Genomic DNA, 26,510 nt, shown 5'->3' on the forward strand with positions numbered 1-26,510 from the left:
TATAATGATCAGTATATTACACTATTTCTTGGTAATGTTAAGCTCGATGTTATTATAGGAACCCCACAGCAAGACCTAGAAATTGAAATTATATACTTAAAAAACAATCTATTATTCAATTTGTGGCTACACCAGATATAGAGGTAATATCATTCTGCTATGTTAGGTAGTACGACTATGTTCCAACCAGTATCTGAGGCACGATTTAATATTTGATTCAAATCTCCGAGTTTACTTATTTGAACTTCATTGATTGCAATCCCAACAAAATGGGTTGGCCTACTTAAACCAACATAAGCTAACTTCAGGTACTTTTTTATTTGTTCGTTACTAGCTATTTCTGCATCATGCTCGCCCATAAGGAAACCAAAGATACTACACAAGTCTGAACCATATTTATTTTGAATATCATCTTCCAGAAAACTGGTCGATTCAATAATAAGAGTGGCTCGATGTGTCTCGCCTTTAACAGCATGAATTGAATCTAAGTTTATAATTACCCCTTCATGATTAATAACATTTGGGTTACCTTTTTCATTTTGCTTTTTCTTATCTAGGATATCTATAAATTTCTTCCCAACGGAACTAAATTCATCATCCGGTACATCATTGCCTAGTGTAACTTTCCAAATAGTTATAATAAGTTCCTCAATGATTAATTTAATATCTCGAGCAACATCATTGAACTGTTCTTCTGAAGAAGGATGCAGCCTTCTGACCCAAGCGGTAATATTTTTACGGAGTTGAATATACTCTAAGTCATGATATTCACTCAGGTATTCTTTTAAAGAATCAACTGTATAATATCCCTTTTTATCTTTTGAAGATACATCAAAATGTCTCAGTATCTTTATTATCAGTTTAAATATTTCATCATGGCATTGCTTAACCGAAGAGTCAATGCCACTAGAAATGGTTTTCTTTGTATAATCCGAGCTAAAATTAATTAGATCATCATGATTTTTACATACAGCGTAGACTCTTTTGCTGCTGTTTTTAAAAGAATCATCCGTTTTTTCGAGATCTAAAATAACCTCAGCATATGTCTCTAAAAGCTTCTGTTTATTTCTTTCATTGAAGATAAACATATATGGTTTATAAGAATTCACTCCTGGATTCCCTTGTAATATAGTGTAAGGCTTAATGCATGTGGTTCTTAATACTGTTGCAATAGTTTCACCAAAGCGATTACTAGTGGCTATTTGAATACTATCCTCATCCCGAGGAACCCAAGCGTCATCTTCATCATTATAGAGGTTATATAATGCTTGATAAGGATCACCAAATCTTTGAATGATAACATTGGTCTCCTTAGGTTCTATCTCGCAGTTAAATATAGAACAAACCAAGTCATACTGTTGAATACTAGTATCTTGAGTTTCATCGATAAACAAAAACTGAAACCTGCTTCTAAAAGCCTTCTGCAAATCCTCTAAATGGTTTTTAATGTACCATTCAGATAAAGTAAGAGTGTCGGTATGACGAAGAAAACCATTTACTAACATGACGTTAATCGATTGAGCAATAGCGTTATCACGCTGACTTCCGTCTGAATCGATTAAATTTACTGAACCATTATTATCAAAATTGACTTTACGATTCCTAGCCATGGGAATTCTAACAGTCCACCACGGTAAAACTCGCTTAAATTGTCTAGAAAATAATCTTTGGTAGTCATCATCATCTAAGATGTTAACTCTTTTACTATTATTGAAATACAGATTATATGCCCTCATTGCAAAGAAAGTGTTCAGAAAGTCGTGAATGGTACCTATAAAATGCGGGTGAGACAAATTATTAATATTGGCACGTTGTAGTTCCCTAAGAATTTCTTCTACCCCAACATTTGTATGAGTAATAACACAGATACCTTTGGATGAGTCTGACATCTTTTTCAATAATATAGCTATTTTAGCAATCAACACAGCGGTTTTCCCACTACCGGGACAGGCGACAACATCAAAAGAATTATTCAAACACAACACTCTAACTTGTTCTTCAGTAAAATTACAACCGTGGGGTAGGAGAAGCCGTTCAATTTGTTGGATTTCGTCTTGACTAATTTCAAACACTCGGATTTCCTCCCGTTACATGAAAGATAGCTTCCCTAAGATATTCCAAATACGGCTCCCCACAAATTATATCCGCAATATCAGACTTATTAGCATGTAATAGATCAGCTAGCTCCTGAGCTACCGAAGCTTTAGAAACCTTTTTATCAAGTAGAGGTTTATACAAGGCGTATGCTCTTGCCCGAATATCCTGTCCTTCTAACTCATGAAATTGTCTATCTAGCTTCCTAATATTCACTTCACTCGTAGGATCCTTAAACTTAACATTGTGTATAGATTTCGCAGCATATTTCCATATTGCACTTAAAGCTATTTCATATTCTAACGTCCAGTTCGGCGCCACAAAAACTTTTATATTGGAATTTTCTATTTGAAGATTACTGTTTATTGCTTTTGATTTCTTCTCCTTTAGTTGTTCGATGAGTTCATCTGTAATAGTGTTGTTTGTAATCTCATAGATTTGTTTGTATACAGATTGCGAAATATCATCATTCAATAAACTCAATGCTTCTTTCATTTCCTTTTTCGTAAGGAATGCAACGCTCTCTAAATGACGCAAATCATCTACATCTAAGTCTACGAGTCTAGAAACTTCTAGCAACTGGTCTTCAGTTTGGAATGCATAGACAGTGCCAGTTGTTTCTTTATCGACATAATATTCATATGGGCGGACATCAACATCCGTAATAATAGAGACAGGCATATTTAATGAAGGGTACTTAGCCAACCACTGTTCTGATCTACCAAAGATTTTTGCGTAACGACTAAAGGCTGTATTCCCCACATTCACGATTGTTACACCGTACCTATGTAAAGGCCTGTCCAACAACTCTGCGAAGGTCGGTAACAATAAATTTTCCGCGTCACCTTCTACAAATATTACACCTTTAGCAAAGAAAAGGTTGGCTTTTGTAGAATCCAGAAACCTTTCCAAAAATCGATAATCCCCTTCGTCCAATTGAGTATTTTCAGAACTCATCGGATAAGCAACGTCGCTTTGAACTAGTATAATGTGTTTGAGGGCTGTAGATGCAGCTAAAGTTGTACTATGGGTCGAAAGAATAAACTGCCCATTAGTATTTTCATAATTTCTACTCTGCAAGTACTTTATTAATCTCAACTGTGCTTGAGGATGAAGATGAGCTTCAATCTCTTCAATTAATGTAATATTAGCCCCGAAATTGACAACATCAGTAATTAACAATAATTCGGTAGCGATAAACAAGAGGTTTAAGCTTCCAAGACCAGAAGAGGTGTCATCTAAGCTCAAACTCAATCTTTTTAGAATCTCATTTAATTTAACTTGAGTTATCTTAAACTGAGGATTTTTATTAGGTTCATCCTCTTTGTAAATGTGAAAAAACTGGTCAAGGTAATATTGTAATTCAGATTTTATGGTGGCTTCTCCGTCGTAAGGTTTTTCAAAAAAAACCTCAATTTCATCATTTGCTCTCTTAAATACTTGTTCGAGTACATGTTGTTCACTCGGATTACTATTTAAAAATGCAGGATGATTCTTAAGGATTTGAGCTAAACGAGAACGCATACCTGGTTTTAGTTCATTTTCAGCATCGCGTAACGGTTTGAGATAAGTTGCGCGGATAATTTCTCGTGCTCTTCCCTCTAATCGTAAAGCACTGTTTTCAGGACCTGCTTTAACTACTCTCTCTATTCTTTCTCCTGTTATAACGTCATTGGTCCATTTTGCTAGAAATCTCACTTGAAGTTGATATGCCCCTTGTTCATCGAAAGAGAGCCACTCAAGAAATTGTCCTGCTTCATCTTCACTTAAATCAGTAAATGTACATTCGATTTTAATATCTTTTAACACATCACCAGTTGAAAGCACATGAAAATCTTTTTCTGAAATTTTAGAAGCATCATCACTTGAAGTACCTAGTGTAAGTTTAATTGCGTCTATAATAGCAGTCTTTCCAGCGTCATTTTCACCTATTAGGAGATTAAAGCTATTATTGAAATGAACAACTAGACCAGGAAGTTCACAGTTTTCCCCTTTGAGTCCATACTTTCTAAATCCCCATATCTTCAGTTCACTAAGATACACTCTAATCAGTCATCCTTTTATGATTTGTTAGAACTCCATTTGTTATTTTATGGGATTTGTCATGAAATTTCTATATAAATATATCAGCATCTGATATAAACAGACTGTTGCAATAATTTCGCATAAATAGTTATACAAAATTGACTAGTGCTCGCCAGGGTGTCTAGACGTCTTTCAACCTTTCTTCTCAAAACACAGTGGGCAATAGCAGCCGATCCGTGTGCCTAGTTGCCAGCGACTTTTGAACTATCGCTCCCGTTAGAGTCCCTGTAAAACGAATAATTTGATTGCTTGAACAGGGGTTATGAAGTGGCTGGTACTTGTTTTCTCAATATTAATTATTAATTCAGTTGCAATAACAATGCATAAACGATTAAAGATTTCTGAAATTTATACAACTGTAAATTTTGCTCTGATTGTTTGCGCTGTAGTTGATGTGTACGCCAGATTTCGTTATAAACCATGGGGATTTTTTGACGTCGATAAAGTAGAATATAGTGCCTTATTAGTGTATTTGGGAATTTATCCAGCAGTAGCGACTATAATTTTGAATATGTACCTGTACCAATCTAAAAAGTGGAGAAAAATTCTTTATCTTTTTGGGATAGCGGTATTTTCTACAGCCTTTGAATGGTTATCCCTAAAAGTCGGTATCAGATGGCATAATAATTGGAATTTATTTTACTCATTTGTTATGTACCTGTTTATTTATTATGTATTTTTAATTTTTCATTCGAGAATTTATCAATGGTTAATTGGTGATAAATAATTTATCATAGTTCGTTATTTCACGAGTAACGATAGTCGATTAAAGATAGCGCGGCAGCCGACCATGAGGACAGGATTGGCTGCCGTTATTTCAACGTCTCAAGGAGAAGATCAATCTTAAACTTATCGAAAACAAGACATTTGGTTCTGGAGCCATAGCCCTCTTTTACCAGACGATATGATGACCTTGTCTCCTAAAGCAGATTATGACGAGACAATAGTTGAATGATGTGAACTTAAAAATGGGCCATCCACCCAAGGATGTCCCTAAAACTTGCCGATACAGACAGTACAGGAGAACCGTACCATAGATGACTGATATCATTCTTCATTATTAAGATTATGGCTTTTCAGCAGTCACCCCTCTTAAATAATTTATCTGTTTATGGGTCGACCATTCCATCCTCTGTCCATTCATCGCATAATTCAGCTTTAAGAACATCTCTATAGGCGATCCATTCCCAATCCCCTGCTCCGCTAAGAGCTTCCACTATGTCTAATCGAAATTCACCATGCTTACTACGCGTTACGATGCCGGTAACTGATCGAGTATTAAACTCTTCATACAATGTTAGTACAAGTGGTTTTTTATACATCTGCGACAAACTCAGCACTGATGAAATATTTTGAATTTCTTGCTCATCTCGTATTGGTCGTGACATTCGTTGATTTTCTTTTCGATTTCTAAGCGCGGCTTCTTTATGCTGCGGAAGCATCATGCGGCTAGACTCCCAAAGTCCGTTAAGTTCTAATTTTTTACTCATTTATAGTGGCCTCCAATTTTGCCTGCTCTATCCGCTGCTAGACCCGCTTTCATTAAACTCGAAGCCCTAATAATGGCCGTGTTACCAAACCGATCCTTGATACCATCCAATACACCATCTAGCTTACGCAGTTTCGTCACGTCCTCGAAAAGGTCCAGCTGTGTGACTTCCTCGTCATCAAGAGACCCTAGTGTGACACCAACTTTGCGTACCGGATGACCATTCCAATTATGATGAAATATCTCACGGACTGATCCGAATACTTTTAATGTATTGTTCGTGGCAAAAGGCATTTTTCTCTGCTGACTAAATCCGGTAGGAGCATTGTACGGTGAGCACATACAGAATACATGAATGGTTCCGCTCGTATAACCCTTCTTTCGCGCATCACGGCAAACTTCTTCAGTTAATTCCAAAAGCACAATATCTACTTCTTCTGCCGTCGTATAATCTCTTGGCAAGGTCATTCCGTGACCAATTGATTTCGGAGCTACATTGAACGTTCCTGGCGTGACTGGACTATCATCGAGACCATTAGCTGTACGCCACATGACCTCCGCTTGAATGTCTGACTGTTTACCAAATCGTGCACGGAACTTCTGTTTGAGAACATGCAATGGTGTCCTTGCAACGTGACCGATTGTGGTCATGCCAAGATTAACAAAATGTCTCGTCATGCGCGACCCAACTCCATACATCTTATCTACACTTAAAGGCCATAAGAAACGTTCTACATCCTCTTTACCAAGTGTAAAAATACCATTCTGATTTTTCTTTGCGAAGTTGTCCGTTGCTTGTTTATGAAGAATTTTAGTAGGACCGATGCCAACACGAATTCGTATGTTCGTTGATGCCGCGACCTTCTTTTGAATCATTGCTGCCAGTTCTTCTGGATTACAGCGAAAATGATTTAGCGAGCCTGTCACGTCCAGAAACTGCTCATCAATCGAAAATACTTCCACAAGGTCTGTGTACTCCTTGTAAATATCCGTAATCGCAAGTGATACATCAATATAGCGTTGCATGTGCGGCCGCATTACAATCACATTCGGACATAACTGTAGTGCTTCTCCAAGCCTCTGTGCTGTACTAATTCCAAAGCTCTTGGCTATTGGGCAGGCAGCCAAAATAATACCCGATCTTCTGGCCGGATCCCCAGCCACGACAACCGGGAGGTTATCTAAGCCTGGATGAGAAGCCTTTTCGACGCTTGCATAAAAAGATTGGCAATCCGAGAGGTAGATCGTACGATCCGTTCTCATTACCATTTACAACGACCTCCGCATTCTCATTAATGTTGTCATAAGTTCAGCCTTGATCAAGCTCCTTAGCATTGTAAAATGGTGGACGTATCCCCGAACTTTATATTCAACATTAATTCCTAGAGCCGTCGTTGATGTGTTCAACACTTTGATGTCACGATTCTTCATCGTACTTTTAATATTTTGAATTTCAGGATAAATGGCGTTCTCAACCTCTTTTAAATAAAAGAGAATATGACTGTAAATAATTTTACCTTTGTGAATCTTGAGCACTTCTGAATCCCTTGCTAACATATCAAGCAATATAGGAAGCAGAGTAAATTCTTTGATTAATTGAACATCCTCGTCAGTCTCAACATTTGTCATGACACTCATTTAATCACCCCAAAATAAGAACATTTGTTTGCATTTTATTATATACCGAACACGTATTCGCTATGCAAGAGATTTTTATTAATACAAAAATACCCACCAGCTATTAGAGCCAGTGGGGAAAAATTCATCACATTTTATTGTCGAGTTGGCTTAAAAAAGCCCAATCTAAGAACACAATTCGTGCTCGGCATATTTCATCTTCTTCTAAGCACGTAATACATTGGAAATGAGATAGCAGTTGCTATACTCAAACAAACAAAGGAACTTGGGGTAATTAATTTCTTCATTTACTTTGCTCCTTGCTTCCTTCTAATTCCATTAGTCACAGATAGCTCTAAGGTGTACCATTATTATGGGTGATGAAGAAAATGTTTATTCCTCCAATGCTTCTCCAATATGCTAGAAACAATGAACCGTTTGATGGTATTTCCACATTTGCCGAACTGAAGTGGGACGGCATTAGGTTGATTGTATCAAACATGGAGGAGCTTAACTTATACACAAAGAACACAAATGCAACAGCAAAATATCCAGAGCTTCACGACCCTCCGATCCCGAAGGGGACTATTCTCGATGGAGAGATTGTTGTCCTTGATGAGTTGGGTAGAGCGGACTTCGAGGAAACAAATGCAGGTTTCCGATCTAGTAAGAAGCGTAAACCAGTTGTATTCATGGCTTTCGACATCTTGTATCACCATGGCTTAGACGTGACTGGATTGTCATTAGAGCGACGCAAGCAGCTGCTTGAAGAGACACTACAGGAAACTGAACATTATCGAATTGTTCGGCCGATTAAAGGCAGCGCAAAGGATTTCTTTAAAATCGTATGCCAGCATGGACTTGAAGGTATTGTGATTAAGAAAAAAGAATCGAAATACGAAAAAGGTGTACGCTCCTGGTCATGGCAAAAGGTTATTAACTACCAAATTGCGGAGGTTTACATAACCGGTTATAGCAAGAACCAAAGTTCTTGGCTGCTTGGTTATCAGGAAGGGCAACGTATCCGTCAAATTGGCACTATGGATCTTGGAATAACCCAGTCTGCTCGTGAATCAATGCTGCCAGTTTTCCATTCTTTTAAATGTGGTGAGAGCAAAGATTATGTATATATCAAGCCTGTGGTGCGCTGCAGAGTTAAATATAGGGATTGGTACAGTTCTGGATCTATGCGGCTTCCAGTCTTTGAGGAATTTGTAATTTAGGAGATGGCATTTATGGAATACAGAGTAAGACATAAAATGACAGGCGAAGAGAAAACGCTGAGTCATTTAGAAGTGAATGATATGGATTATGATGCAAATGACCGCATTGTTGTTTTTGATACAAACATGGAGGTATAATTCTTAATTGATGAAGTTCAAGAGTAGTGAATTATCGAAAATTATTGGATTTCACCGTAAACATCAAAGAGTCCCTTCTTTGGAACAAGTTGATGCTGCGTTTAATGATGCAATTGCAGGGGATATTGACGGAGCTCTTCGTCTTCTAGACTGGAAACGTCATTGTTTTTATGTGAAAGATAATTTTGAAAGAGAAGTCATGTCGAGGGTGTTTGCGTATTGTTCTGAGGTTATAGAATAATAATTAAAAGCCCGGGGAAACCTTCTCCTCGGGCTTTAACTTTGTTCAATGCTTTGGTAAAAGCTTATATTACCATAACCCCAAGTACTTCATTTCTTGAGCCGAAGTTAGTTGGGGTTTTTCTAATTTGCTATTGGAAATTTCTCAGTTTCAACAGGGGGGAAAGAATTAACTAAATTTATCATCTCATCTTTAGTCAAATTTCCACTAATCCAAACAAGATATTCTTTATCGAAATAGAAGATAAACGAATTCTTAACTTCGGTCTTTATCCATGCTTTACGCTCACCTAAAATTAAATTATCAGTTCCGCTATCAGGCTCTATAGACTCTCTGGGATACTTTCCAATTACAACATATTTATTATCATTTGCAAAAGCCCAGATATCATTTTTAGCAGATCCGCCTCTAGCAAGTGATGCAGTAGCGAATTCTTCCATTGGTAGTGCAAGTCCACGCTTATCATTATTTAGTGTTTTAGCAATTGGCATATCAATTACACCTGACAAGTCCCACTTCTGATCTTTATTCGTAAGTATCACAAAATTATACCATTGAAGAGTTGTCTCAGGTAGTTTGGTTATAACTAAACTATTCTTTCCAAACGTTGAGCTCCCAATGATATTTTGCTTTGATGCTGAGATTATTTTGTCATTTGACATTTTCCATTGTATCTGGTTAATAACCGCTTCATCGGGAGTTTGTTTTTGCTCACGACTTGCTTCATTTCCAATAATCTCTTTTAGAGTAATGCTTGAATTTTTGCCTATATCTGTATTTTTACTGCTGGGAACAGGACTATTTGTTTGAGAAAGGTTAGTTCTGTTTGAGTCACATCCTTGTAACAATATAAAAAGGCTCATGACAACTATAGAAAGACTAGAGGCAATGTTTTTTATTTTCACATTTTCACCACTAACATAGAGTTTTATTAGCTCTTGTATAAAGACAGGCTACCCCTATTATTGTTATAGGGATAGCTCTCTATCAACTAGTATAACGCTGCTTAATAATTAGCCCAAATTTCATTTGCGACCACTGCTTTTTGACGTGGACCGGTAGCTGTGATGTAAACTCCATTACTTGTAGTGCAATCTGTATTAAGATACGCATAATATCCTGTCCAAGTATCGTTCAGTGTACCATACTCATTCCATCCTTGATAATGCGGTCTAACAGTAACAGTGGAGGCTTCGGATGTACTCCAAGTATATGATCCGCTTATTTTAAAACCTGCTTTTGCTTCAATCGGTCCCCATCCCCACTTTGCCTCACCATTTATTTCCCCTCCCATTGTGAAGCTAGTTGAAAATGTCGAGGTAAATGAAATATTGGAACCTGTTTTATTAATATAGCGCGTGCCGTCGCCATCGGTACCCTTTTTCTTGAACTGATAGGATCCTATTTGCGAAGCATTTTGAAATACCGCACCTTCCATGCATTGATTTCCTAATGGTGAGATTCCCCCATTATTTACGGTATTAATAGGAGCAGATTCCACTATTGTTATACTCGTAGCAGTTGGACTTAGTTGAGAAGTGATTTTTGAAATATCTTCTTTTGATAAATTATTTGTAACGTTATTTGCAAAATTCACTTGAATATCTTTATTTACCGCCTTAGTTTGTTCAGCGGAAGCTATTGATGGAATAGAAATTACAAGTGCAAGTGCAGTGGAAACGATTACTTTGAACATTTTCAAAAAAATCACCTTTTCTTCCATAATAGTTTTGTTATTCTCGTATTATAAAAATGAAACGAAAAACATTTTTTCTACCAAGTTCGCGACCCTGGTAGTTTAACTAAAGTAGTTTATGATTTGCATGCAATCTATTAAACCGTCGGTTAATTACCGACAGGTACCAGTATATGTAATTTTTTTGTATAATAACAATGACTTTAGAAACTTTTAATCATACCTGACAATATTCGCCAAAATATTATTTGATTTTAAATATTATCCCCTAAATTTTTACACTAGTGTTAAATTATCAAAGTATTTTGTCAATTTTTTTAAATTATATCACTTCACACTTATCATTTCTGCAGGATATCGACGGTGTTCTTCGGCAGCGAGACTGGAAATATTATGATATTCTCCTCAAGGTTAATAAAAATACAATAAGCCCGGGGGATACCCCGCGGGCTTATTTATTCGAATATTAACTTCTATACTGTCTAGCATTTTAATAATATAGACTAAGCAAATATATTCGTTAACTTCTTCACCTTCCGCGCTCAATGAGAGCACTACATACCTTCGATCTTTTGGATCAGGGGTTTCTAATAACCATATCTAATTCGGCCAATTACTGTATTTGTCTGCTAATTGTACACATATCTGTGGAGGAAAATAATTGAACTTTTCAACTATCGACTAATGAATGCGTTTTTTCTCATTTTTACTTTACCTGTTACGAGCCAAGTAGTGCTTAACGTAAGAAGAAGAGCGGCAGAAAGCCAATACGTCATGCTAAGACCAATATAATATTCAGATATATAACCAAACTTCGGTCCCAGTGATGCCCCTACATCGGTTACCACTACATATGTAGTCACGATAAAAGCACGTGAAGTCCCATTCGCAATATCTGAAATCAAAGCATCGATGATAGTGGTTAACATGTTTGAAACAATGAGAAGTGCAAGTAGATCTAATAACCAAATTCCAAATGGAATTTTAAAATCCGAAATCGCCATAAAAACTGAGGCTAAAGCAAGCGTTCCGATAAGAAATGGTCGCCGCCCCCACCTCGAATTGGTGAGCCTTCCGAACCATGGAGACATGAATGAACCTAACAGCCATCGGATAGCTTGGAGAGCACCGGCAATGGTAGCTGCCCCTACAGCCAATTCAAAAATCATCCAAGATGTCTTCTGGTGAACATCAATCAGGTGACTCAAAGTTGCTGTGAGCATCCCCTCGAGACACATAGCTATGAGAAAAACAGAAATTAAAGTCCCTTGAAGTGAAGAATTTCTTAATATCCTCCACTTTTGCACAGAAGTATTCTCTAATTGAATTTCATTTTTGGCTAGGGGAACAAATTTATATGCAGCAGGAAGCACTAGAAGAGCCAAGACTCCGAAGGTCGTAGCAACGGCCTTTAATCCGAATAACTCGACGCAAAGAGCGCCAGCAAGCATTCCTACTAAACTGCCTATACGATAAAGTCCATTGTAGGTCCCCATGAAATAGCCTCTATTTTGGTCATCGGACAGCTCAAGAATCATAAAATAAGATCCTAACCGGAATAAAGACCAAGCCACACCCAAATGCACCTCAGAATAAGCCAAGTGTAAAACCCATCAACCCATCCGTATAGTAACGTGGTTATGCCGGCTATAAGAACAGCCAAAAAGATGCCAATTCTGATGCTAATTCTCTTGTACAACCATCCTATGAAGGGCCCAAGGGGGAGCCTGATAAATCGATTTGCCGACAGTAGGATACCAACTTCAATAAGTGAAGTTAGTCCAACCTCTTTCCAATGGATCGGCAAAATAACATATAGCATCGAATCCCCAAAAAGAGATACGGCCGTCATAAGTGCAAGGATAATTACGGGTTTTATATTTGCCTTCTCTTTCTCCCGGTCTCTGATACAGACTTCTCCCTTCCCTCAAGAAAGGGCACTGCCTCAAGGACAATGCCCTATAGAATTTAGCTGCAGCAGGAAGACTTCGACACTACCGGCTTGGTGGTTGTTGAACAGCAAGAACTCACTGCTTCTGGTTTGACAAGGGATGGGTTACTTTGTTCCGAATCGCAGCAAGAATTAGTCTGAATGCTGCACACACCTGTTTCAGGAAGTTCAAGTTCCACTCTCTCAGCTGCCGCGTAATCGCCGACCAGAGCTGCTACAACGGACCTAACTTGTTCATATCCTGTGGCCATCAAGAAAGTAGGCGCTCTACCATAGCTTTTGGAACCCACGATATAGAAGTTTTTTTCAGGTTGTCTTAACTCTTTCTCCCCGTGTGGTCTTACTGTGCCGCAGCTATGCACATTAGGGTCGATGAGAGGTGCCAATTCCAACGTACTCTCCAGACTGGGATCCGTAATGACGCGGACTTCTCTTAAAAAAGATAGATCCGGACGGGAACCGGTATTTGAAACAATCTCATCAATGCCATCAATAGAAATCAACTCGTTCTCAAAGGAGCCCGTGACTTGAATTTTCTCGCCATTGTTTGTTAAGTCTTGAATATAAAATGGAGTCAAAACTTTTATTTTTCCTGATTCGACAAGTTTTCCTATACGCGTACCAAGTTCTCCTCTAGCTGCCAGTTGATCTTGCTCTTGCCCGCCATAAACATCTTTAAGCTTAGACTTCCGGAGTACCCAAACAATCTCAGTTTCTTGTACTTGATCTTTGAGTACTCCAAGCTCCAAAAGCGCATTAATGGCGGAGTGACCACTTCCCACCACTAGCACCTTTTTGCCAACATAACGCTCTTTGTGCTTGCCAAGAACATCTGGTATCCCGTAGAAAATATGGTTGCCTAAAGAAGTCTCCTCGGTCGTCCAAACTCCTTCTGATAGCACGGGATTTGGGTTCGTCCAAGTACCCGTGGCATCAATAACAGCTTTGGCTTCAACAACCATTCGTTTACCATTTTTCTCAACATGCAAGACGAAAGGAAGCTCGTCGCGGCCTAATGTTTTTACCTTGTTAAGACCCTTGCGACTTGCAGCAACCACTTTTGCACTGAAGTGAAGGTAAGGTTTAATTTCAGGCAGGTTAGCCAAGGGTTTGAAATAGTTTTCAATCATCTCAAAGCCAGAAGGAACATCTGAGTTATTTGGAGCTTTCCAGCCGTTTGAGGAGAGTAACTGGCGAGCAGCTTTGTCGATATTAAATTCCCATGGAGAAAAGAGTCTCACATGAGACCATGTGGCAATATTCGAAGCAACCTCGTTCCCAGCTTCAAACAGTACGAAAGGCTCCCCGCGAGTTGCTAAATGCGCTGCCGCGGCGAGCCCAACAGGACCGGCACCGATAATAGCTACAGGTAGTTTTGTTAGAGAAAGCAAGTTATTTTCAGACATTGAGAAACCTCCAATTAATATATTTTAATATTTATGACGGACACTACTTTCAAAGGACTCAATATTGTTGTTTCTTAGCAGCAAACTGGTGCACAGCAAGCGACTTGAGATTGTTTTGTTTTGAATAAGTTAGTAATTTTATCGATGCTAATAATATTTGTTTTATTACTTTGAGGCTCTTTCAACTCCAGTTGGTCAACTTGGTTACCTAACTGAGATACATACATAAGCTGCGGATTCACATCGTGAAGTAACATTGCAAAACACCTCCTTTAATCAAATAATATTGATATATTAATCAAAAAAAATTGATTATTAACCTAAAAAAATTACTTTCCGCTTGGTCTAAAAACGCAGCAAAGCTGCTCAGACAATATTCCATTTACTTCAGATTGATTAATCTCATAATAACTCCAAGTACCAATGACTTCTTTTGAAATTAGGTTTGCATCTAATAAGATCTTTAAGTGGTACGACAGTTTGGATTGAGCCATATCGAAGGTATCACATAGGTCACAAACGCATGTTTTACCACGTTGGGTTAGCTCATACATAATCTGCAGTCGCTTGCTATCAGCTAAGGCTTTAAATTTTGACTCATATGAAGTGAAAAATGAGTCATTTGGTGTTGTATTTGTTTTTACTTCTTGAATAGGTATTATGGTTTTCATTTGTTCTCACTCGATTCATTTATCAAAAATTTTTGATTAATACTAATATATGCCAATGAACATTGGATTGCAATGATTTATACAAAATAATTTGATTAATAGTATATTTTGTTCTCAGACCCCACATCAATTTCCAAAACAAAACACTGCTGCTTCGCAGCAGCTGATTTTATCAATGTTTCTTGCTATCCTGTAATTACCGTAATTGTGATTCGTTCCGTTATACCGGTGATTGACTAATCTGTATTTCATTCACCCTATGAAGAGAGGTTTCAATAATTTCTAATGCTTCATTCCCAAAGAAAACATAGTTATTACCATTTGCAATTGAGCTTTTAAATTTGAAACCGGCAAATCTATTAGACTTAATTAGCTCAGCTATATATTGTGTAGGAAGATAATCAATCCCGGAATCCGATGGGCCAACCGGTTTCGAAAATTCCATGCTTATTGCCTCGAGTAATTGTTGTAATTGGATAGCATCACGGAGATCAACAGTTTGAAAAGGAGACTCTATTTCGGATAGTGTTAGATCGACTATTTCCAATTCCTTATTAAGTTTAAATGTCGCTACACTGACGAGTGCACTTTTCCAAGGACGTACTTCTGAAACCGCTGTATCAATATCAGATGCAGTATAAAGATACGAGATTCCACGAGGGTTTGCTCTACCATCTGAAACTAGTTTTGCTGGGGCCATACCCAATTTTTCCTTAGGATAAGATATTGGGTTTTTATTATTATCTACATCAAATCCAACTCGTGCTCTAAAAAAGTGTTCTCCAACATTAAGTTTGACTCGTTTCGTATCAAGCAGATCAATAATTTCCTTAATAGGCGTGGATTTCAAAATAAAACGATTTTGAGTTTTGATTTCCTTACAAAAAATACCCCAAAGTGAACGTTTATCGTCATCCGTAATAATATTATCGTAGAATCGTGCGCATTCTTTAGTTGTAACACTCGAACACTTTACTCCGAGATTCCAATCAGTCGTTATCTTTGAAAAACTATAAATATCGGATAACAATTGTATTCTAATCCCCTCTGGCAAAATTCCGGAAAATACTGACCAGTCATTTTGTATGTGTTGATGTAAAGGCTTTAGATCACTAAAAATTATATCTTCAACATCGTCTATTCCAAAGATAGCATTTGAAGGAATATAACTTTCCCAATGCCCACCTTTCTGTGATCTATCATAAATATTAAAAAACACCTCGAAATCTGAAGTTAACTCATATACTGGAATAACACTTTGTGATTTATTACCGCAATAACTACAATCGCCACGTGTTTTGTATCCAAATATTTTATTTCGTATGAAATTATCTTGAAAACACTTTACACAACAAACTGACATAAAAATCAACCTCCAGTAACGTATATAGGTAATAGTAAAATTTAATAGATAATATCGCAATCAATATTCCAATACGCATGAAAAGTTATGTTTATATATTGAATTTACAAAACCTTAACTTTTATATATAACTGAATAATTATATAATCATCTACAAATAATATTGGAGCTGAGATAATGATGAAGAAACCAGTTCGAATTTACTTTTTATGTATTCAAAATCGTTGCCGAAGTCAAATAGCAGAAGCATTTGCTAAACATTACGGTGGGGAAAACGTTATCGTCGAAAGTGCAGGGCTAGAGCCACATGATATTCATCCTTTAACTTTAGAAGTCATGAGGGAAGTTGGGATTGAGTTATCAGGGAATACTTCTAATAAAATCGATATGAAGTATTTTATCGCGTCGAATGTGATTGTTAAGCTCTGCCAGCAAGTTACAGAACGTTGTCCCATTGTCCCCTTTGGCATCACGAGCGTCGATTGGGATATTGAGGATCCATTACTTACAAATGATATCCAGTCAGTTCGACAAACACGTGACACAATACAAACGAAAGTGATTGAACTCTTAAAAGGCTTGAATGTACCGATCTAAAGGAGCGTGTAATTTTGTCCGAAATTGAACAATTATCTGAAGTGTTTAAGCTGCTAGGAGACAAAATGAGATTGACGATTCTCTCTCTGCTCAAAGAACGTGAGCTATGTGTATATGAACTTGTTGAACTCTTACAAACCAGTCAGCCCAATGTAAGTCAGCATATGCGAAAACTGAAGGCTGGCGGTTTAGTAAAAGAGGCCAAAAAGAGCCAATGGGTTTTTTATTCTTTAAATATTGAGGATAAACCCTATCTGAATGAGTTTTTTCAACACCTGCCATCCCAAAAAGAAAAAGTGGATGCCATATCTTGTGAAGATCTAAATTGTTGTGATTAGGAGGAACCATGACTTACATTGCGGTACTTATTTTTCTTATTACATTAACTTTTGTTATTTGGCAGCCTAAGGGCCTCAACATTGGATGGTCTGCTTCTGCTGGCGCTATCCTAGCTCTTATCTTCCAAGTCGTATCTCTCCACGATGTATTGACAGTTACATCCATCGTTTGGAATGCCACGCTCGCTTTTGTTGCAATTATTCTCATTTCCTTAATCTTAGACAATATCGGTTTTTTTGAATGGGCTGCCTTGCATATGGCAAGGATTGCAAAAGGAAACGGACGGCTCATGTTTATATACGTCATTTTATTAGGCGCGGCAGTGGCTGCCTTTTTCGCAAATGATGGCGCAGCGTTAATTCTAACGCCAATTGTATTGGCGATGGTTCGAGCGTTGAAGCTGCCCGATAAAATGATTTTGCCTTTCATCATGGCAAGTGGTTTCATTGCAGATACAACTTCTTTGCCTTTGATTGTCAGCAACTTAGTGAACATAGTCTCTGCGGACTTCTTCGGTATCGACTTTGTCACCTATGCAAGCCGCATGATTGTCACGAGCCTGTTTTCATTAGCAGCAAGTTTGGTAGTCTTGTACGTTTTCTTCAATAAGGACATCCCAACGAGTTACGATATGAAACAATTAAAGCAACCTTCACATGCGATCAAAGATCTTAAGCTTTTCAAAATGTCATGGGTTATCCTGGCTATCCTTCTCGTCGCGTATGTAAGCAGCGGATTCATTAATATTCCTGTTTCCATCATTGCAGGCGTCGTAGCACTGATCTTCATTTTAATGGCTAGATCCAGCAAAGTAATCGAAACAAAACGGGTGATTAAAGATGCTCCTTGGGCTGTTGTCATATTCTCTATCGGCATGTATGTCGTCGTTTATGGTCTTAAAAACGTCGGTCTCACCAATGCCCTAGGAACGGTGGTTGAGAACTTAGCAGGACAAGGATTATTTGTTGCAACAGTAGGAATGGGCTTCTTGTCGGCTATTTTGTCCTCCATTATGAATAACATGCCGACGGTTATGATTGATGCTCTTGCCATTAAAGGTACAAATACAGACGGTATTATACGAGAAGCACTGATTTACGCCAATGTTGTTGGAAGCGATCTTGGACCTAAGATAACACCGATCGGTTCACTCGCAACCCTTTTATGGCTTCATGTTCTATCTACGAAAGGTGTAAAAATAACATGGGGCAATTATTTTAAGACAGGTATCATCCTTACTGCCCCAACGCTTCTAATTACCCTTACTGGGCTTTATTTATGGCTTCACGTTATAAATACAACAAGCGTGAATATTTGGTTGCTAATTGTTGCGATTGCAGTAATTCTGGTACTCGCCGCACTGATCAAAAAATCTTTTTTTGGTGCAAAACAAATTAAGACAGGGCAAAAAGGTGCTTAAGCCTAGATAATCCCATATAAAAGGAGAAATGAAACCATGGAGAACAAAAAACCGATAGTTTATTTTCTTTGTACTGGAAACTCTTGCCGCAGCCAAATCGCTGATGGATATTTGAAAGCATTAGGCGGGGATAAATACGAGGTAAAAAGTGCTGGTTTGGAAGCCCACGGGTTAAATCCCCGTGCAGTTACAACAATGAAAGAAGACGGTATCGACATCTCAAACCATACTTCTGATGTGATTGATATCGAGATTCTAGGCCGCGCTGATTACATTATTACATTGTGTGGTCATGCTGACGAACACTGCCCTGTTGTCCGTAATGATAAGGCTAACAGATGGCACTGGGGCTTTGATGACCCTGCCAAAGCAACTGGGACGGAAGAAGAAATTACAGCTAAATTCCGTGAAGTTCGTGATTCTATTAAAAGCCGGATCGAACAATTCGTGAAAGAAGGCAAGTAAGATGATCAAATGAATGCACGTTGCGGTTAACTGTTCTGAGCTTCAGAAGTCGCTTGATTTTTACCGTGCTTTCTTTGGTACAGAGCCTACCAAAGTAAAAGACAACTACGCTAAGTTTGAATTTGATGATCCTACCCTTCACTTTTCCCTAAATGTTCGACCTTTTGAGAAAAAAGGAGTCCTTAATCATTTGGGATTTCAAGTGGATAATACAGAAGAGGTTCTGGCCATGGGGGAGCGTTTAAGACAAAGTGGACTTCTTCTGATCGATGAAATGAACACAACTTGCTGTTATGCAGTTCAGGATAAAGTCTGGGTTTACGATCCTGATGGCAATGCGTGGAAATCTTTTACACCAAAGAAGATTCCGAATTTGAAACTGCAGGGGAATTGCAGGATATGTCACTATGTTGTGCACCTCCCCCCGCACAGTCCTCGCCTGTAACAATTGAATTCACAACCTTTAAGAAAAAATAAGGAGATCATTATGGAGAAAAATTATCAAGCACTTGTTGATGACAAAATATTTTTTGGCGGAGCTGCAGACGTAGAAGCTATGATTAAAAACGAGAACGTTGAGGTTGTAGTCGATTTGCGTGGTGAAGCTACGGACTGTGCCTATCCTACAGATGGCGTAGAATGGCTTCAGGTGCCGCTTGGTGACAATGCGGAAGGTCCACAAGACCAACTATTCCAACAAGCTATAAATCACGTTGTAGAGGCGTATGAGAGCGGTAAAAAGGTTGGATTCCATTGCGGTGGTGGAAAGGGTCGTACTGGCGCTGTGGCAATTGGCACTTTGATTGCTTTAGGTAAAAGCGAAAAGATCGAAGATGCTGAAAAATTGGCCAAAAGCATTCGCCCAGTTGTTAGTATTAGGCAGCCTCAACGTGAGGTGCTTGAGAAATTATTTAACAAGTAATATTATTTGGCCCCCTGACACTATTTGTGCTAATGGGAGCCTAAATTATTTTACTGATTTACTTAAGAAAGTGCGTCCTCTTATAAGAGTGTATCAATGTGAAGAATATTATTTTTTGGCGTACTACAAAGTGCAAGGCTAATGCTATCTGTTATTTTTGGCATATAGCCAGTTATAGTAACTAGCATGCTTAATCTCATCCGTCATGATCTCAAAGATCATATCGCGGTATAGGGGACGAATATTTAAATATAGAGTGCGATATTTTTCAAAAGCCTTTAATTCACCAAACAATGCGCTCTCAATACCGCTTAAGTAATTGCTCACATGTTCAATGGGCTCCGTTGCTTCTATCCCAGTAGGTGGTGTACCCGTAAGTTGAGTATAAATATTTCGAAACATTTGATTATGCTTTCTCTCGTCATCTCTAATCCCTCTAATTACTTCCTTTTCTTTCTCAGTAGGCGCAAGCTGTATTAACTCTTGATAGAAGAGCTCATCATTTCTTTCTCCAGAAATGGATTGAAGAATTACTTTCAGTACCATATCTTCACTACGTGCGAAATGCCCCAGATAACCTTGAAACGGGACGTAAGTGGGCGCTTGTAAGTTGTAATACATGTTTTAACACTTCTCCTTTATGGCGTAATCTACACATTAGAATATTCACCCACCACCATTCCGTTCAAAATAATTAAGTTAACCTTCTTTGAAAGTCACAAAATCCTTCAGAATCACCGATTCAAAGTACGTTAGTGTAGGCACACACAAATAGTAACAAGAAATCCGCCTTAATATTGTTTAGGACAAGGTTATAAATAGTGTTATAATTATTGCACCATAATGCAAAGGAGCTACCAAAGTGCTTCAATATTTAGCTTTCATAGGTTCGTTTCCGATTCGGTCTTATAGCATTCTGTTTGTTCTCGCCATAATTTTGGGCTATGGGGTAACGCTTACTTTAGCAAAATTGCAAAAGAAGCATGAACTCGCAAACCATCTTACAAATTTGTTGATTCCTATGATGATTGGTGCGATTGTGGGATCAAGATTTTGGCAAGTTTTCTTATTTGATTGGGGTTATTACTCCCAGCATCTTGGAGAGATTATTGCCATTTGGCATGGCGGCCTTTCGATCCAAGGGGGAATTGTCGGAGCAGTTATAGTCGCTATTTGGTATGTTAGAAAGCATAAAATATCTTTTTGGGAATTAGCTGACTTGTGTGCTCCCGGATTAATATTAGGGCAAAGTATCGGAAGAGATGCAAATCTGATGAATGGTGATGCCTTCGGAGATCCCACGGGTGGAAACTGGGGAATTCTTTATCCTGAAGGCACTATCGCTAGGGATACATACGGGGATAAGCCTCTTTACCCTGCAGAAGTATGGGAAGGACAAATGGACATTATTATTTTTGCCCTTATCATGATTCTTCTTCAGCGAAAAATGAAACGGGGATACTTATTTTTAATCACAAACGCAATCTATAACGCCGGTAGATTTATGTTAGAAATGCTTAGAGGAGATACTCCAAAATATTTATTTCAATGGACAACCGCACAGTGGACAGCTGTAGGTGTCATTATTTTATGTATCCTTGCTGGTATTTATCTTCACTACAATGATAAAAAGCGCTCTGAGGCTGATTTACCAAACTAGCATTTTAAATAACGAGACTCATGTATGTTGGTGGGACTCTTTTTTTTACTTTTAAAATAACAAATAAGACCAAAGCTAAAATCAAAACAAACAAATCACTAAACTAAAAAATATAGTCCATATCACCAGAGAAGGTGATCTGAAGGTTTGATTATTTATTCCTTCCCTCTTGCAAAGCAATCTCCTACAAAGGGTTTATTAGAACAATAAGTAAAACCAACATCAAACCAATTAATATAAGAGAAAGAAAAATGAACACAACAATTATTTTTGACGAGCGAAAGCTCTCATTGTTTATTCCTTTTCGTTTAGAAAAATAATCTAGCGTAGCTAACACAATAACAAGTACGCCAAGAGTAACTGAGCTTATTCCTACGATTGAAGCGATTTTATGAATATAATAGGAATATTGGGTAGCTCGAAATACGATTCCCGAAGCCAAAAAACCAATTCCAACGGCAGCGATTCCTGTTCTGACCCAAGCGAGAAACGTTCGCTCATTTGCAAGGTGCTGTTGGACAAATTTCGATTCGTGTGTGTTCCCTTCCTCCAAATGTATCCTCCTCGTTTATACTATCTCCAAAGTATTATAAAAGGCTCAAACCAATATTGTTACTCTAATCCAAACAGAGCAATCAGGAGATAGCCTAGTATTGAAAGCAATACGGACCACCTGGATTCTCAGGGAACATGGTCTGGTACTCGGTCTTAAATCGATTTGTTCATCCATACAAACGGTTTACGAATTAAATAGTCATATGAGTCAAGGAGTTAAAGAAGCCGTTTCTGCTGGCTTGGGAATCTCCAATCAGTCACGCTGGATTGTTCGCAAAGAGTTAGAAGCTGGAGAGATTACGGCTATCCCTCTCAGCCCCAAGTTAACAGAACACGATTTCTGGATTATTCAAAATAAAGATTTTTCTTGTTCAATGGCTATTCAAATATTCATACTTTAATCTACAAATTAATAAATAATATTGCAAAAAGACCGACACTACATTATCGGTCTCTTTGGCCACTTAGACTATATGGTTTTATCAATACAAGAAATTAATCGTTTTTCAACATCCTCCGCAATGCTTTGAAGCTTTTCGCTATCGATCATTCCAATTAATGCTGTTGGTTTGGGAAATCCAATTTTTGTTTTTCCTTCATTCTCGTATACGGTTATTTTACATGGCAAAAAATACCCAACAATTGCATTTTCACTAAGGACACGTTTCGCCTCAACAGGATTGCAGACTTCAAGAATGTGGTATTTTTGATTGAACTCAACTCCTTTTTCCTTTAACTTCTCCTGCATATTTAAGTGCCATAGAACACCGAATTTTTCTTCCTTTAAATTAAGTTCGAGACTTTCAATGACTTGTTCTACTGTCTGTTTTGTTTCAACGGTGTAATGAAACATATTTGTTTTAACTCCCTTTCAAATTCTTTATTTACAATTAATCCAACTCCATAATATAATTCATAGTATACTAATCGGAATTAGGAGGTATGCTGGATGGGATTTATAAATAAGCTCACTCAAGAAAAGTGCCCTATTTGCAAAGATACACTTCTCACCCATAAATCAAATGCATTACTTTCGCATATTATTAAGTCCTGCCCAAAAGATCATTACGAAAAGGAATTCATACCATCCTTAGAGGGCTATGTAGAGCATTATAACGTTGTAACAACATAAGTATTTGCAAACGGTTGAAATATATGTAGAGCACAAAAAAATCATTAGCATCATCTCCATGAGCTAATGATTTTTTATTCATTTTGTTAGTTTCCCTCTCCAAGACATAATCCCGCCTTGCAAGTGTGAAAGCTCTCGGAAGCCATTCTTTTGAAGTATTCGCGCTGCTTGTTTGCTTCTCATACCACTTCGGCAATACAAGTAAACATTTTTATTTGCTGGGATCTCCCTAACTCTTCGTTTTATTCGAGATAAGGGAATGTTTATCGCTCCCGGAATATAACCTTGTTTTAATTCACCGGGTTCACGGACATCAATTAATATTCTATTACGGTTTTCCTTCAACTCATCCTGAAATTGATCGGGCTTTAAATTCTTAAGACCTTTTACCCCGCCAAATCTGGAATAAACAAACCAGACGAGGAGAACAATCATTACGATGTTAATAATGGAATTATAATTCATTTCAGACCTCTTTTCTTGGTGCTTAGCGGCTTTTCACTAACAAATCGATTGCTTGTTTGACCATTTTACTCGAATCTCTTCCTGCTTCTTTTTCTTCTAGAATGCAATGTTCCAAATTTACGGCAACGATATAGGCAATTGCTTTATCAGCAGCACTTCTTACGGCGGATAATTGGCTTACAACATCCTTACAAGACTGCTCTTCCTCCATCATCTTTAAAACACCTCGAATTTGACCTTCTACTCTCTTTAATCTTTTTTTTACATCATCATCATATTGCATAGAATGACCTCCCTCTCATTTATATAAGCAGTAATAAGTTTAAATAAATAAATTCACTTTTGCATCTGCCGCGTCACCTAAATAAGCAGCAACCCCAGCATACTCGATACCATCGAGAAGCTCTTCCTTTTGCAATCCTAGCAGGTCCATCGTCATCGTACATGCTACCATTTTAACCCCTTGCTCTTGAGCTAATTCAATTAGTTGCGGCAATGTTAGAGCATTATGCTTTTTCATAACATGCTTGATCATTTGGGGACCTAGTCCCCCGAAATTCATTTTGGATAATCCTAGCTTGTTCGCACCACGCGGCATCATTTTGGCGAACATGGACTCCAACCATCCTTTTTTGATAAGAACTGATTCATCCTTACGGAGCGCATTAAGTCCCCAAAAGGTAAAGAAGATTGTTACTTCATGGTCATAAGCAGCTGCACCGTTTGCAATAATAAATGCTGCAATAGCCTTATCCAATTCACCACTAAAAAGTACAATCGTCGACTTTTCTTTGTTTTCTAACATGAAAATCATCCTCTCATCTGTTACTCATACTAGTATGGGTATTATATAAATCAAAAAAATTTTACATTTACACACATGTTTGAAGCTTACTATAGTTCTGATGATTCTCCTGAAATCTTTGATAAGCTGACATACCGTCCTCTAGATATGTTAGATGGTGATATCCACTTTTTTTCAGAGCTCTTGCTGCTCTCTTGCAGTGGTTATTCGAGTCCGCAATTATTATGATTTCATCATCAACATGTATTTCCGACGTTTTAACATAAGGCAATCTTCCAAGAGAGATATTAAGTGCTCCTTCAATATGACCGGCATAGAAATCAAACTGATCTCTTACATCAAGTAATTTTAAATGAGCTGGTTTGTCCTTAATAAGATAAGAAAAAGATGATGCTATTATTTTTTTCAAACCTTTTACAGGTCTGATACGTTGAATGAAATAAACGAAGAGGACCGAAAATATAAAGTATTTAATCAAGCAGCAACCCTCCTATTCAATTTCCTAGTTCGTAATCACAAAATAAATATTATACCCTACAGGGTATATATGCAACGAACGAATTGTGGCAATTTTGGAAAAGGAACAAATCTAAAAGTGTACAAATAAATTTGCGGTAGCAGCTTCGTTTAACAGCCATTTTAAAGGTACTTTTTCAAAAGGCAGCTCAGATACAATCTTACTATCTGGAGCGTCACTATCTGGAACAACAAAACGAACTCCTAAATTAACAGCTATCGATAAAAGATCTCCAATAGAAGAAGCCTTAAAATCGTGTATAGCATTGGCTAGATATTCTTTGCCCCTTGAAGGTATGGGGATATAATGGTGATCCAAAATATTTACACCACTTCTAGAGAAGGCTAAAAGGACATCAGCACCTGTTGCCGCAGCACCTATAGATATATTCAAAGGTGGATATACGGACTCTAATTCGTCATGCAGTGCGAAAACAATTACTTTTTTAGGATCCATTTCATTCCACTCCCTCTAGTAACTTAAAACGGCATCCGCGTCATAGGCTAGATCTAGAAATGTAGCAACACCAGCGAGTTCTACTCCGTCTATACACTCCAAACCATTTTGAAACATAATGTTCATCTGACATCCGTACAGCTTGACTCCTTTATCTAATGCTTTATGCAGCAAGTCGCTAAAATCAATTGCCTCTTTTTCTTTAAGTTCATGAAGATAACGTTTATCCAAAACCCTGGAGCCATCTAAATCAAAAAAAATAAAGACTTCATTTTGTGAAGATTGATCAACAGCTTGCCTCAAAACGATTGATGCGTTTGAGCTCAATGTAACAAAGTAGATCATTCGACTTCTGTTCATGACCATAACCTCATTTCTTGAGATTTTTAAAAAGCTACCACTGATTAAAGTGGTAGCTTTTTTCAACTTTCTTTATCCCTTTTTAACAATAAAGGTGAATACGCCATTGTCTTCTTTGGATTCAATGAGTTCATGTTTGGTTTGGTTTACCCAAGCCTGAAAATCCTTCATAGAACCTTTATCGGTTGTTTGCAACTCCATAATTTGTCCAGGTTCCAGCGAATCAATCCCTTTTTTCGCTTTAACAATCGGCATAGGACAAGCAAGTCCTTTTGCATCTACAACTAAATTTGACATTATATGATCTCTCCTTTTCTATTCATTCAAGATGATGAAACTCACAACCATTCGATCTTAGTTCTACTGCAAATTAAGGTTCGACATGATTTCACCTCGATTAATAGCGCGATAATTATCTCCTAGAAGTTCAAGCTCACTTGAGCATCAAACGCAAAGTCTAGGAATGTCGCAGCTCCCCCGAGTTCAACTCCTTCGATAAAATGTTCCTTTTCCAACCCCATTACATCAATCGTCATCTGACAACCGATTAGACGTACGCCCGATTCTTTGGCGATATCAATGAGATCTTTCACAGATGGTACATTTGCCTTCTTAAAGCCCTCCACCAGTCCTTCATTACCTGGCTTAAGCTGTAGTATGTGTTCCGATTCCTTATGAATAATGGACAAGCCTTCGAAAGTAAAGAAAATGGCTACCTCCGCATCCAATGCTGCCGCCGCTGTGGCGATATTCAAAACTTTATATGCCGTCTCCAGACCACCCGTTGATGCAATAAGTGCTACTTTTTTATTTGACATATTTATTCGTCTCCTTTTTATTATT

34 protein-coding genes and 1 pseudogene are annotated in these 26,510 nt (G+C 37.9%); 12 read left to right on the forward strand and 23 right to left on the reverse strand.

The window, feature by feature from the left end; genetic code table 11:
- Nucleotides 1-149: 149 nt before the first annotated feature.
- Nucleotides 150-2,072: a UvrD-helicase domain-containing protein gene (locus AC3WTJ_RS30280; protein WP_492524869.1), complete on the reverse strand. Its 1,923-nt coding sequence runs from the start codon at nt 2,070-2,072 to the stop codon at nt 150-152.
- Nucleotides 2,065-4,137, reverse strand: a complete 2,073-nt coding sequence (locus AC3WTJ_RS30285) for an ATP-dependent nuclease (protein ID WP_492524870.1) — start codon at nt 4,135-4,137, stop codon at nt 2,065-2,067. The genes AC3WTJ_RS30280 and AC3WTJ_RS30285 overlap by 8 nt, the downstream gene beginning before the upstream one ends.
- Nucleotides 4,138-4,441: 304 nt before the next feature.
- Between AC3WTJ_RS30285 and AC3WTJ_RS30290 the strand changes: the two genes are divergently transcribed.
- Nucleotides 4,442-4,906, forward strand: a complete 465-nt coding sequence (locus tag AC3WTJ_RS30290; RefSeq protein WP_492524871.1) for a CBO0543 family protein — start codon at nt 4,442-4,444, stop codon at nt 4,904-4,906.
- 382 nt (nt 4,907-5,288) lie between these two features.
- On the opposite strand, the gene AC3WTJ_RS30295 is transcribed toward AC3WTJ_RS30290, so the two are convergent.
- Genes AC3WTJ_RS30295 through AC3WTJ_RS30305 form a run of 3 tightly spaced genes read right to left on the reverse strand, consistent with a single transcriptional unit; the run spans nt 5,289 to nt 7,306 of the window.
- The gene (locus AC3WTJ_RS30295) at nt 5,289-5,669 is read right to left on the reverse strand and encodes a YolD-like family protein (protein ID WP_492524872.1); all 381 of its coding nucleotides are present in this window, start codon (nt 5,667-5,669) and stop codon (nt 5,289-5,291) included.
- Nucleotides 5,666-6,937, reverse strand: a complete 1,272-nt coding sequence (locus AC3WTJ_RS30300; RefSeq protein ID WP_492524873.1) for a DNA polymerase IV — start codon at nt 6,935-6,937, stop codon at nt 5,666-5,668. Before AC3WTJ_RS30300 ends, AC3WTJ_RS30295 begins: the two co-directional genes overlap by 4 nt.
- Nucleotides 6,938-7,306, reverse strand: a complete 369-nt coding sequence (locus tag AC3WTJ_RS30305; RefSeq protein WP_492524874.1) for a YhjD family protein — start codon at nt 7,304-7,306, stop codon at nt 6,938-6,940. It abuts the gene before it with no gap.
- A gap of 359 nt (nt 7,307-7,665) precedes the next feature.
- On the opposite strand from AC3WTJ_RS30305, the gene AC3WTJ_RS30310 reads away from it, so the two are divergent.
- Genes AC3WTJ_RS30310 through AC3WTJ_RS30320 form a run of 3 tightly spaced genes read left to right on the forward strand, consistent with a single transcriptional unit; the run spans nt 7,666 to nt 8,887 of the window.
- Nucleotides 7,666-8,508 carry an ATP-dependent DNA ligase gene (locus AC3WTJ_RS30310; RefSeq protein ID WP_492525052.1) on the forward strand — a complete coding sequence of 281 codons (843 nt, stop codon included), beginning with the start codon at nt 7,666-7,668 and terminating at the stop codon, nt 8,506-8,508.
- A 12-nt stretch (nt 8,509-8,520) separates the two neighbouring features.
- Nucleotides 8,521-8,646: a hypothetical protein gene (locus AC3WTJ_RS30315; RefSeq protein ID WP_492524875.1), complete on the forward strand. Its 126-nt coding sequence runs from the start codon at nt 8,521-8,523 to the stop codon at nt 8,644-8,646.
- Nucleotides 8,647-8,653: 7 nt separating this feature from the next.
- Complete coding sequence (locus AC3WTJ_RS30320; protein WP_492524876.1) at nt 8,654-8,887, forward strand: hypothetical protein; 234 nt, start codon at nt 8,654-8,656, stop codon at nt 8,885-8,887.
- Nucleotides 8,888-9,009: 122 nt separating this feature from the next.
- Here the strand turns inward: AC3WTJ_RS30320 and AC3WTJ_RS30325 are convergent, their stop codons facing one another.
- The 7 genes from AC3WTJ_RS30325 to AC3WTJ_RS30355 all read right to left on the reverse strand — a co-directional run bounded on the left by AC3WTJ_RS30325 (nt 9,010) and on the right by AC3WTJ_RS30355 (nt 15,974).
- Nucleotides 9,010-9,792: a hypothetical protein gene (locus AC3WTJ_RS30325; protein ID WP_492524877.1), complete on the reverse strand. Its 783-nt coding sequence runs from the start codon at nt 9,790-9,792 to the stop codon at nt 9,010-9,012.
- Between the two features lie 101 nt (nt 9,793-9,893).
- Complete coding sequence (locus AC3WTJ_RS30330; RefSeq protein ID WP_127458032.1) at nt 9,894-10,583, reverse strand: hypothetical protein; 690 nt, start codon at nt 10,581-10,583, stop codon at nt 9,894-9,896.
- Between the two features lie 674 nt (nt 10,584-11,257).
- Nucleotides 11,258-12,169 carry an MFS transporter gene (locus AC3WTJ_RS30335; protein ID WP_492525053.1) on the reverse strand — a complete coding sequence of 304 codons (912 nt, stop codon included), beginning with the start codon at nt 12,167-12,169 and terminating at the stop codon, nt 11,258-11,260.
- Between the two features lie 382 nt (nt 12,170-12,551).
- Nucleotides 12,552-13,940, reverse strand: coding sequence for an FAD-dependent oxidoreductase (locus AC3WTJ_RS30340; protein WP_492524878.1), 1,389 nt, complete (start codon nt 13,938-13,940; stop codon nt 12,552-12,554).
- Between the two features lie 74 nt (nt 13,941-14,014).
- Complete coding sequence (locus tag AC3WTJ_RS30345; protein WP_492524879.1) at nt 14,015-14,197, reverse strand: hypothetical protein; 183 nt, start codon at nt 14,195-14,197, stop codon at nt 14,015-14,017.
- 72 nt (nt 14,198-14,269) lie between these two features.
- Complete coding sequence (locus AC3WTJ_RS30350; protein ID WP_492524880.1) at nt 14,270-14,611, reverse strand: ArsR/SmtB family transcription factor; 342 nt, start codon at nt 14,609-14,611, stop codon at nt 14,270-14,272.
- Between the two features lie 220 nt (nt 14,612-14,831).
- The gene (locus AC3WTJ_RS30355; protein WP_492524881.1) at nt 14,832-15,974 is read right to left on the reverse strand and encodes an RES family NAD+ phosphorylase; all 1,143 of its coding nucleotides are present in this window, start codon (nt 15,972-15,974) and stop codon (nt 14,832-14,834) included.
- 177 nt (nt 15,975-16,151) lie between these two features.
- Between AC3WTJ_RS30355 and AC3WTJ_RS30360 the strand changes: the two genes are divergently transcribed.
- The 6 genes and pseudogenes from AC3WTJ_RS30360 (at nt 16,152) to AC3WTJ_RS30385 (ending at nt 19,717) form a co-directional block, all read left to right on the forward strand.
- Nucleotides 16,152-16,571, forward strand: a complete 420-nt coding sequence (locus AC3WTJ_RS30360; protein WP_492524882.1) for an arsenate reductase ArsC — start codon at nt 16,152-16,154, stop codon at nt 16,569-16,571.
- Between the two features lie 14 nt (nt 16,572-16,585).
- Nucleotides 16,586-16,909 carry an ArsR/SmtB family transcription factor gene (locus tag AC3WTJ_RS30365; RefSeq protein ID WP_492524883.1) on the forward strand — a complete coding sequence of 108 codons (324 nt, stop codon included), beginning with the start codon at nt 16,586-16,588 and terminating at the stop codon, nt 16,907-16,909.
- Between the two features lie 8 nt (nt 16,910-16,917).
- Entirely contained in the window at nt 16,918-18,330 is a 1,413-nt protein-coding gene (locus AC3WTJ_RS30370) for an arsenic transporter (RefSeq protein WP_492524884.1), read from the forward strand.
- A 36-nt stretch (nt 18,331-18,366) separates the two neighbouring features.
- On the forward strand, nt 18,367-18,795 hold the full coding sequence (gene arsC / locus AC3WTJ_RS30375; protein ID WP_492524885.1) for an arsenate reductase (thioredoxin): 429 nt from the start codon (nt 18,367-18,369) through the stop codon (nt 18,793-18,795).
- Between the two features lie 13 nt (nt 18,796-18,808).
- Nucleotides 18,809-19,272: pseudogene (locus AC3WTJ_RS30380) on the forward strand (ArsI/CadI family heavy metal resistance metalloenzyme).
- A gap of 10 nt (nt 19,273-19,282) precedes the next feature.
- Nucleotides 19,283-19,717, forward strand: coding sequence for a protein-tyrosine phosphatase family protein (locus AC3WTJ_RS30385; RefSeq protein WP_492524886.1), 435 nt, complete (start codon nt 19,283-19,285; stop codon nt 19,715-19,717).
- Nucleotides 19,718-19,861: 144 nt separating this feature from the next.
- On the opposite strand, the gene AC3WTJ_RS30390 is transcribed toward AC3WTJ_RS30385, so the two are convergent.
- Nucleotides 19,862-20,338, reverse strand: a complete 477-nt coding sequence (locus tag AC3WTJ_RS30390) for a ferritin-like domain-containing protein (RefSeq protein ID WP_492524887.1) — start codon at nt 20,336-20,338, stop codon at nt 19,862-19,864.
- A gap of 241 nt (nt 20,339-20,579) precedes the next feature.
- On the opposite strand from AC3WTJ_RS30390, the gene lgt reads away from it, so the two are divergent.
- A complete protein-coding gene (lgt, locus tag AC3WTJ_RS30395) occupies nt 20,580-21,377 on the forward strand; it encodes a prolipoprotein diacylglyceryl transferase (protein WP_492524888.1) in 798 nt (265 codons plus the stop codon).
- Between the two features lie 184 nt (nt 21,378-21,561).
- Here the strand turns inward: lgt and AC3WTJ_RS30400 are convergent, their stop codons facing one another.
- Nucleotides 21,562-21,930 carry a YidH family protein gene (locus AC3WTJ_RS30400; protein WP_246069331.1) on the reverse strand — a complete coding sequence of 123 codons (369 nt, stop codon included), beginning with the start codon at nt 21,928-21,930 and terminating at the stop codon, nt 21,562-21,564.
- A gap of 100 nt (nt 21,931-22,030) precedes the next feature.
- On the opposite strand from AC3WTJ_RS30400, the gene AC3WTJ_RS30405 reads away from it, so the two are divergent.
- Complete coding sequence (locus AC3WTJ_RS30405; RefSeq protein ID WP_492524889.1) at nt 22,031-22,333, forward strand: LysR substrate-binding domain-containing protein; 303 nt, start codon at nt 22,031-22,033, stop codon at nt 22,331-22,333.
- Between the two features lie 68 nt (nt 22,334-22,401).
- Here the strand turns inward: AC3WTJ_RS30405 and AC3WTJ_RS30410 are convergent, their stop codons facing one another.
- From AC3WTJ_RS30410 to AC3WTJ_RS30450, 9 genes are all read right to left on the reverse strand, one after another.
- Nucleotides 22,402-22,785 (reverse strand): DUF302 domain-containing protein, encoded by a 384-nt coding sequence (locus tag AC3WTJ_RS30410; protein ID WP_492524890.1) that lies wholly within the window; start codon nt 22,783-22,785, stop codon nt 22,402-22,404.
- A 357-nt stretch (nt 22,786-23,142) separates the two neighbouring features.
- The gene (locus AC3WTJ_RS30415) at nt 23,143-23,529 is read right to left on the reverse strand and encodes a rhodanese-like domain-containing protein (RefSeq protein ID WP_492524891.1); all 387 of its coding nucleotides are present in this window, start codon (nt 23,527-23,529) and stop codon (nt 23,143-23,145) included.
- A 22-nt stretch (nt 23,530-23,551) separates the two neighbouring features.
- A complete protein-coding gene (locus AC3WTJ_RS30420) occupies nt 23,552-23,812 on the reverse strand; it encodes a metal-sensitive transcriptional regulator (RefSeq protein WP_127458014.1) in 261 nt (86 codons plus the stop codon).
- Nucleotides 23,813-23,851: 39 nt separating this feature from the next.
- Nucleotides 23,852-24,334 carry a DsrE/DsrF/DrsH-like family protein gene (locus AC3WTJ_RS30425; RefSeq protein WP_127458013.1) on the reverse strand — a complete coding sequence of 161 codons (483 nt, stop codon included), beginning with the start codon at nt 24,332-24,334 and terminating at the stop codon, nt 23,852-23,854.
- A gap of 67 nt (nt 24,335-24,401) precedes the next feature.
- Entirely contained in the window at nt 24,402-24,812 is a 411-nt protein-coding gene (locus AC3WTJ_RS30430; protein WP_492524892.1) for a rhodanese-like domain-containing protein, read from the reverse strand.
- Nucleotides 24,813-24,923: 111 nt separating this feature from the next.
- A complete protein-coding gene (locus AC3WTJ_RS30435; RefSeq protein WP_127458011.1) occupies nt 24,924-25,307 on the reverse strand; it encodes a peroxiredoxin family protein in 384 nt (127 codons plus the stop codon).
- 15 nt (nt 25,308-25,322) lie between these two features.
- Nucleotides 25,323-25,733, reverse strand: coding sequence for a DsrE/DsrF/DrsH-like family protein (locus tag AC3WTJ_RS30440; protein WP_492524893.1), 411 nt, complete (start codon nt 25,731-25,733; stop codon nt 25,323-25,325).
- Between the two features lie 6 nt (nt 25,734-25,739).
- The gene (locus tag AC3WTJ_RS30445) at nt 25,740-25,964 is read right to left on the reverse strand and encodes a sulfurtransferase TusA family protein (RefSeq protein WP_127458009.1); all 225 of its coding nucleotides are present in this window, start codon (nt 25,962-25,964) and stop codon (nt 25,740-25,742) included.
- Between the two features lie 122 nt (nt 25,965-26,086).
- The gene (locus tag AC3WTJ_RS30450; RefSeq protein WP_492524894.1) at nt 26,087-26,485 is read right to left on the reverse strand and encodes a DsrE/DsrF/DrsH-like family protein; all 399 of its coding nucleotides are present in this window, start codon (nt 26,483-26,485) and stop codon (nt 26,087-26,089) included.
- Nucleotides 26,486-26,510: the final 25 nt, after the last annotated feature.

The organism is Paenibacillus sp. FW101-FHT12H11 (genome assembly GCF_058790355.1).

Excerpts from the sequence above, each read along its gene's own strand:
- AC3WTJ_RS30425 (WP_127458013.1), bottom strand. The coding sequence starts at position 24,334 with ATGTTAGAAAACAAAGAAAAGTCGACGATTGTACTTTTTAGTGGTGAA.
- AC3WTJ_RS30435 (WP_127458011.1), bottom strand. The coding sequence starts at position 25,307 with ATGGATCCTAAAAAAGTAATTGTTTTCGCACTGCATGACGAATTAGAG.
- AC3WTJ_RS30415 (WP_492524891.1), bottom strand. The coding sequence starts at position 23,529 with ATGAATTATAATTCCATTATTAACATCGTAATGATTGTTCTCCTCGTC.
- AC3WTJ_RS30315 (WP_492524875.1), top strand. The coding sequence starts at position 8,521 with ATGGAATACAGAGTAAGACATAAAATGACAGGCGAAGAGAAAACGCTG.
- AC3WTJ_RS30450 (WP_492524894.1), bottom strand. The coding sequence starts at position 26,485 with ATGTCAAATAAAAAAGTAGCACTTATTGCATCAACGGGTGGTCTGGAG.
- AC3WTJ_RS30420 (WP_127458014.1), bottom strand. The coding sequence starts at position 23,812 with ATGCAATATGATGATGATGTAAAAAAAAGATTAAAGAGAGTAGAAGGT.
- AC3WTJ_RS30370 (WP_492524884.1), top strand. The coding sequence starts at position 16,918 with ATGACTTACATTGCGGTACTTATTTTTCTTATTACATTAACTTTTGTT.
- AC3WTJ_RS30300 (WP_492524873.1), bottom strand. The coding sequence starts at position 6,937 with ATGGTAATGAGAACGGATCGTACGATCTACCTCTCGGATTGCCAATCT.
- AC3WTJ_RS30390 (WP_492524887.1), bottom strand. The coding sequence starts at position 20,338 with ATGTATTACAACTTACAAGCGCCCACTTACGTCCCGTTTCAAGGTTAT.
- AC3WTJ_RS30355 (WP_492524881.1), bottom strand. The coding sequence starts at position 15,974 with ATGTCAGTTTGTTGTGTAAAGTGTTTTCAAGATAATTTCATACGAAAT.
- AC3WTJ_RS30305 (WP_492524874.1), bottom strand. The coding sequence starts at position 7,306 with ATGAGTGTCATGACAAATGTTGAGACTGACGAGGATGTTCAATTAATC.
- AC3WTJ_RS30445 (WP_127458009.1), bottom strand. The coding sequence starts at position 25,964 with ATGTCAAATTTAGTTGTAGATGCAAAAGGACTTGCTTGTCCTATGCCG.
- AC3WTJ_RS30340 (WP_492524878.1), bottom strand. The coding sequence starts at position 13,940 with ATGTCTGAAAATAACTTGCTTTCTCTAACAAAACTACCTGTAGCTATT.
- AC3WTJ_RS30310 (WP_492525052.1), top strand. The coding sequence starts at position 7,666 with ATGAAGAAAATGTTTATTCCTCCAATGCTTCTCCAATATGCTAGAAAC.
- AC3WTJ_RS30295 (WP_492524872.1), bottom strand. The coding sequence starts at position 5,669 with ATGAGTAAAAAATTAGAACTTAACGGACTTTGGGAGTCTAGCCGCATG.
- AC3WTJ_RS30290 (WP_492524871.1), top strand. The coding sequence starts at position 4,442 with ATGAAGTGGCTGGTACTTGTTTTCTCAATATTAATTATTAATTCAGTT.
- AC3WTJ_RS30385 (WP_492524886.1), top strand. The coding sequence starts at position 19,283 with ATGGAGAAAAATTATCAAGCACTTGTTGATGACAAAATATTTTTTGGC.
- AC3WTJ_RS30345 (WP_492524879.1), bottom strand. The coding sequence starts at position 14,197 with ATGTTACTTCACGATGTGAATCCGCAGCTTATGTATGTATCTCAGTTA.
- AC3WTJ_RS30410 (WP_492524890.1), bottom strand. The coding sequence starts at position 22,785 with ATGTTTCATTACACCGTTGAAACAAAACAGACAGTAGAACAAGTCATT.
- AC3WTJ_RS30330 (WP_127458032.1), bottom strand. The coding sequence starts at position 10,583 with ATGTTCAAAGTAATCGTTTCCACTGCACTTGCACTTGTAATTTCTATT.
- arsC (WP_492524885.1), top strand. The coding sequence starts at position 18,367 with ATGGAGAACAAAAAACCGATAGTTTATTTTCTTTGTACTGGAAACTCT.
- AC3WTJ_RS30350 (WP_492524880.1), bottom strand. The coding sequence starts at position 14,611 with ATGAAAACCATAATACCTATTCAAGAAGTAAAAACAAATACAACACCA.
- AC3WTJ_RS30360 (WP_492524882.1), top strand. The coding sequence starts at position 16,152 with ATGATGAAGAAACCAGTTCGAATTTACTTTTTATGTATTCAAAATCGT.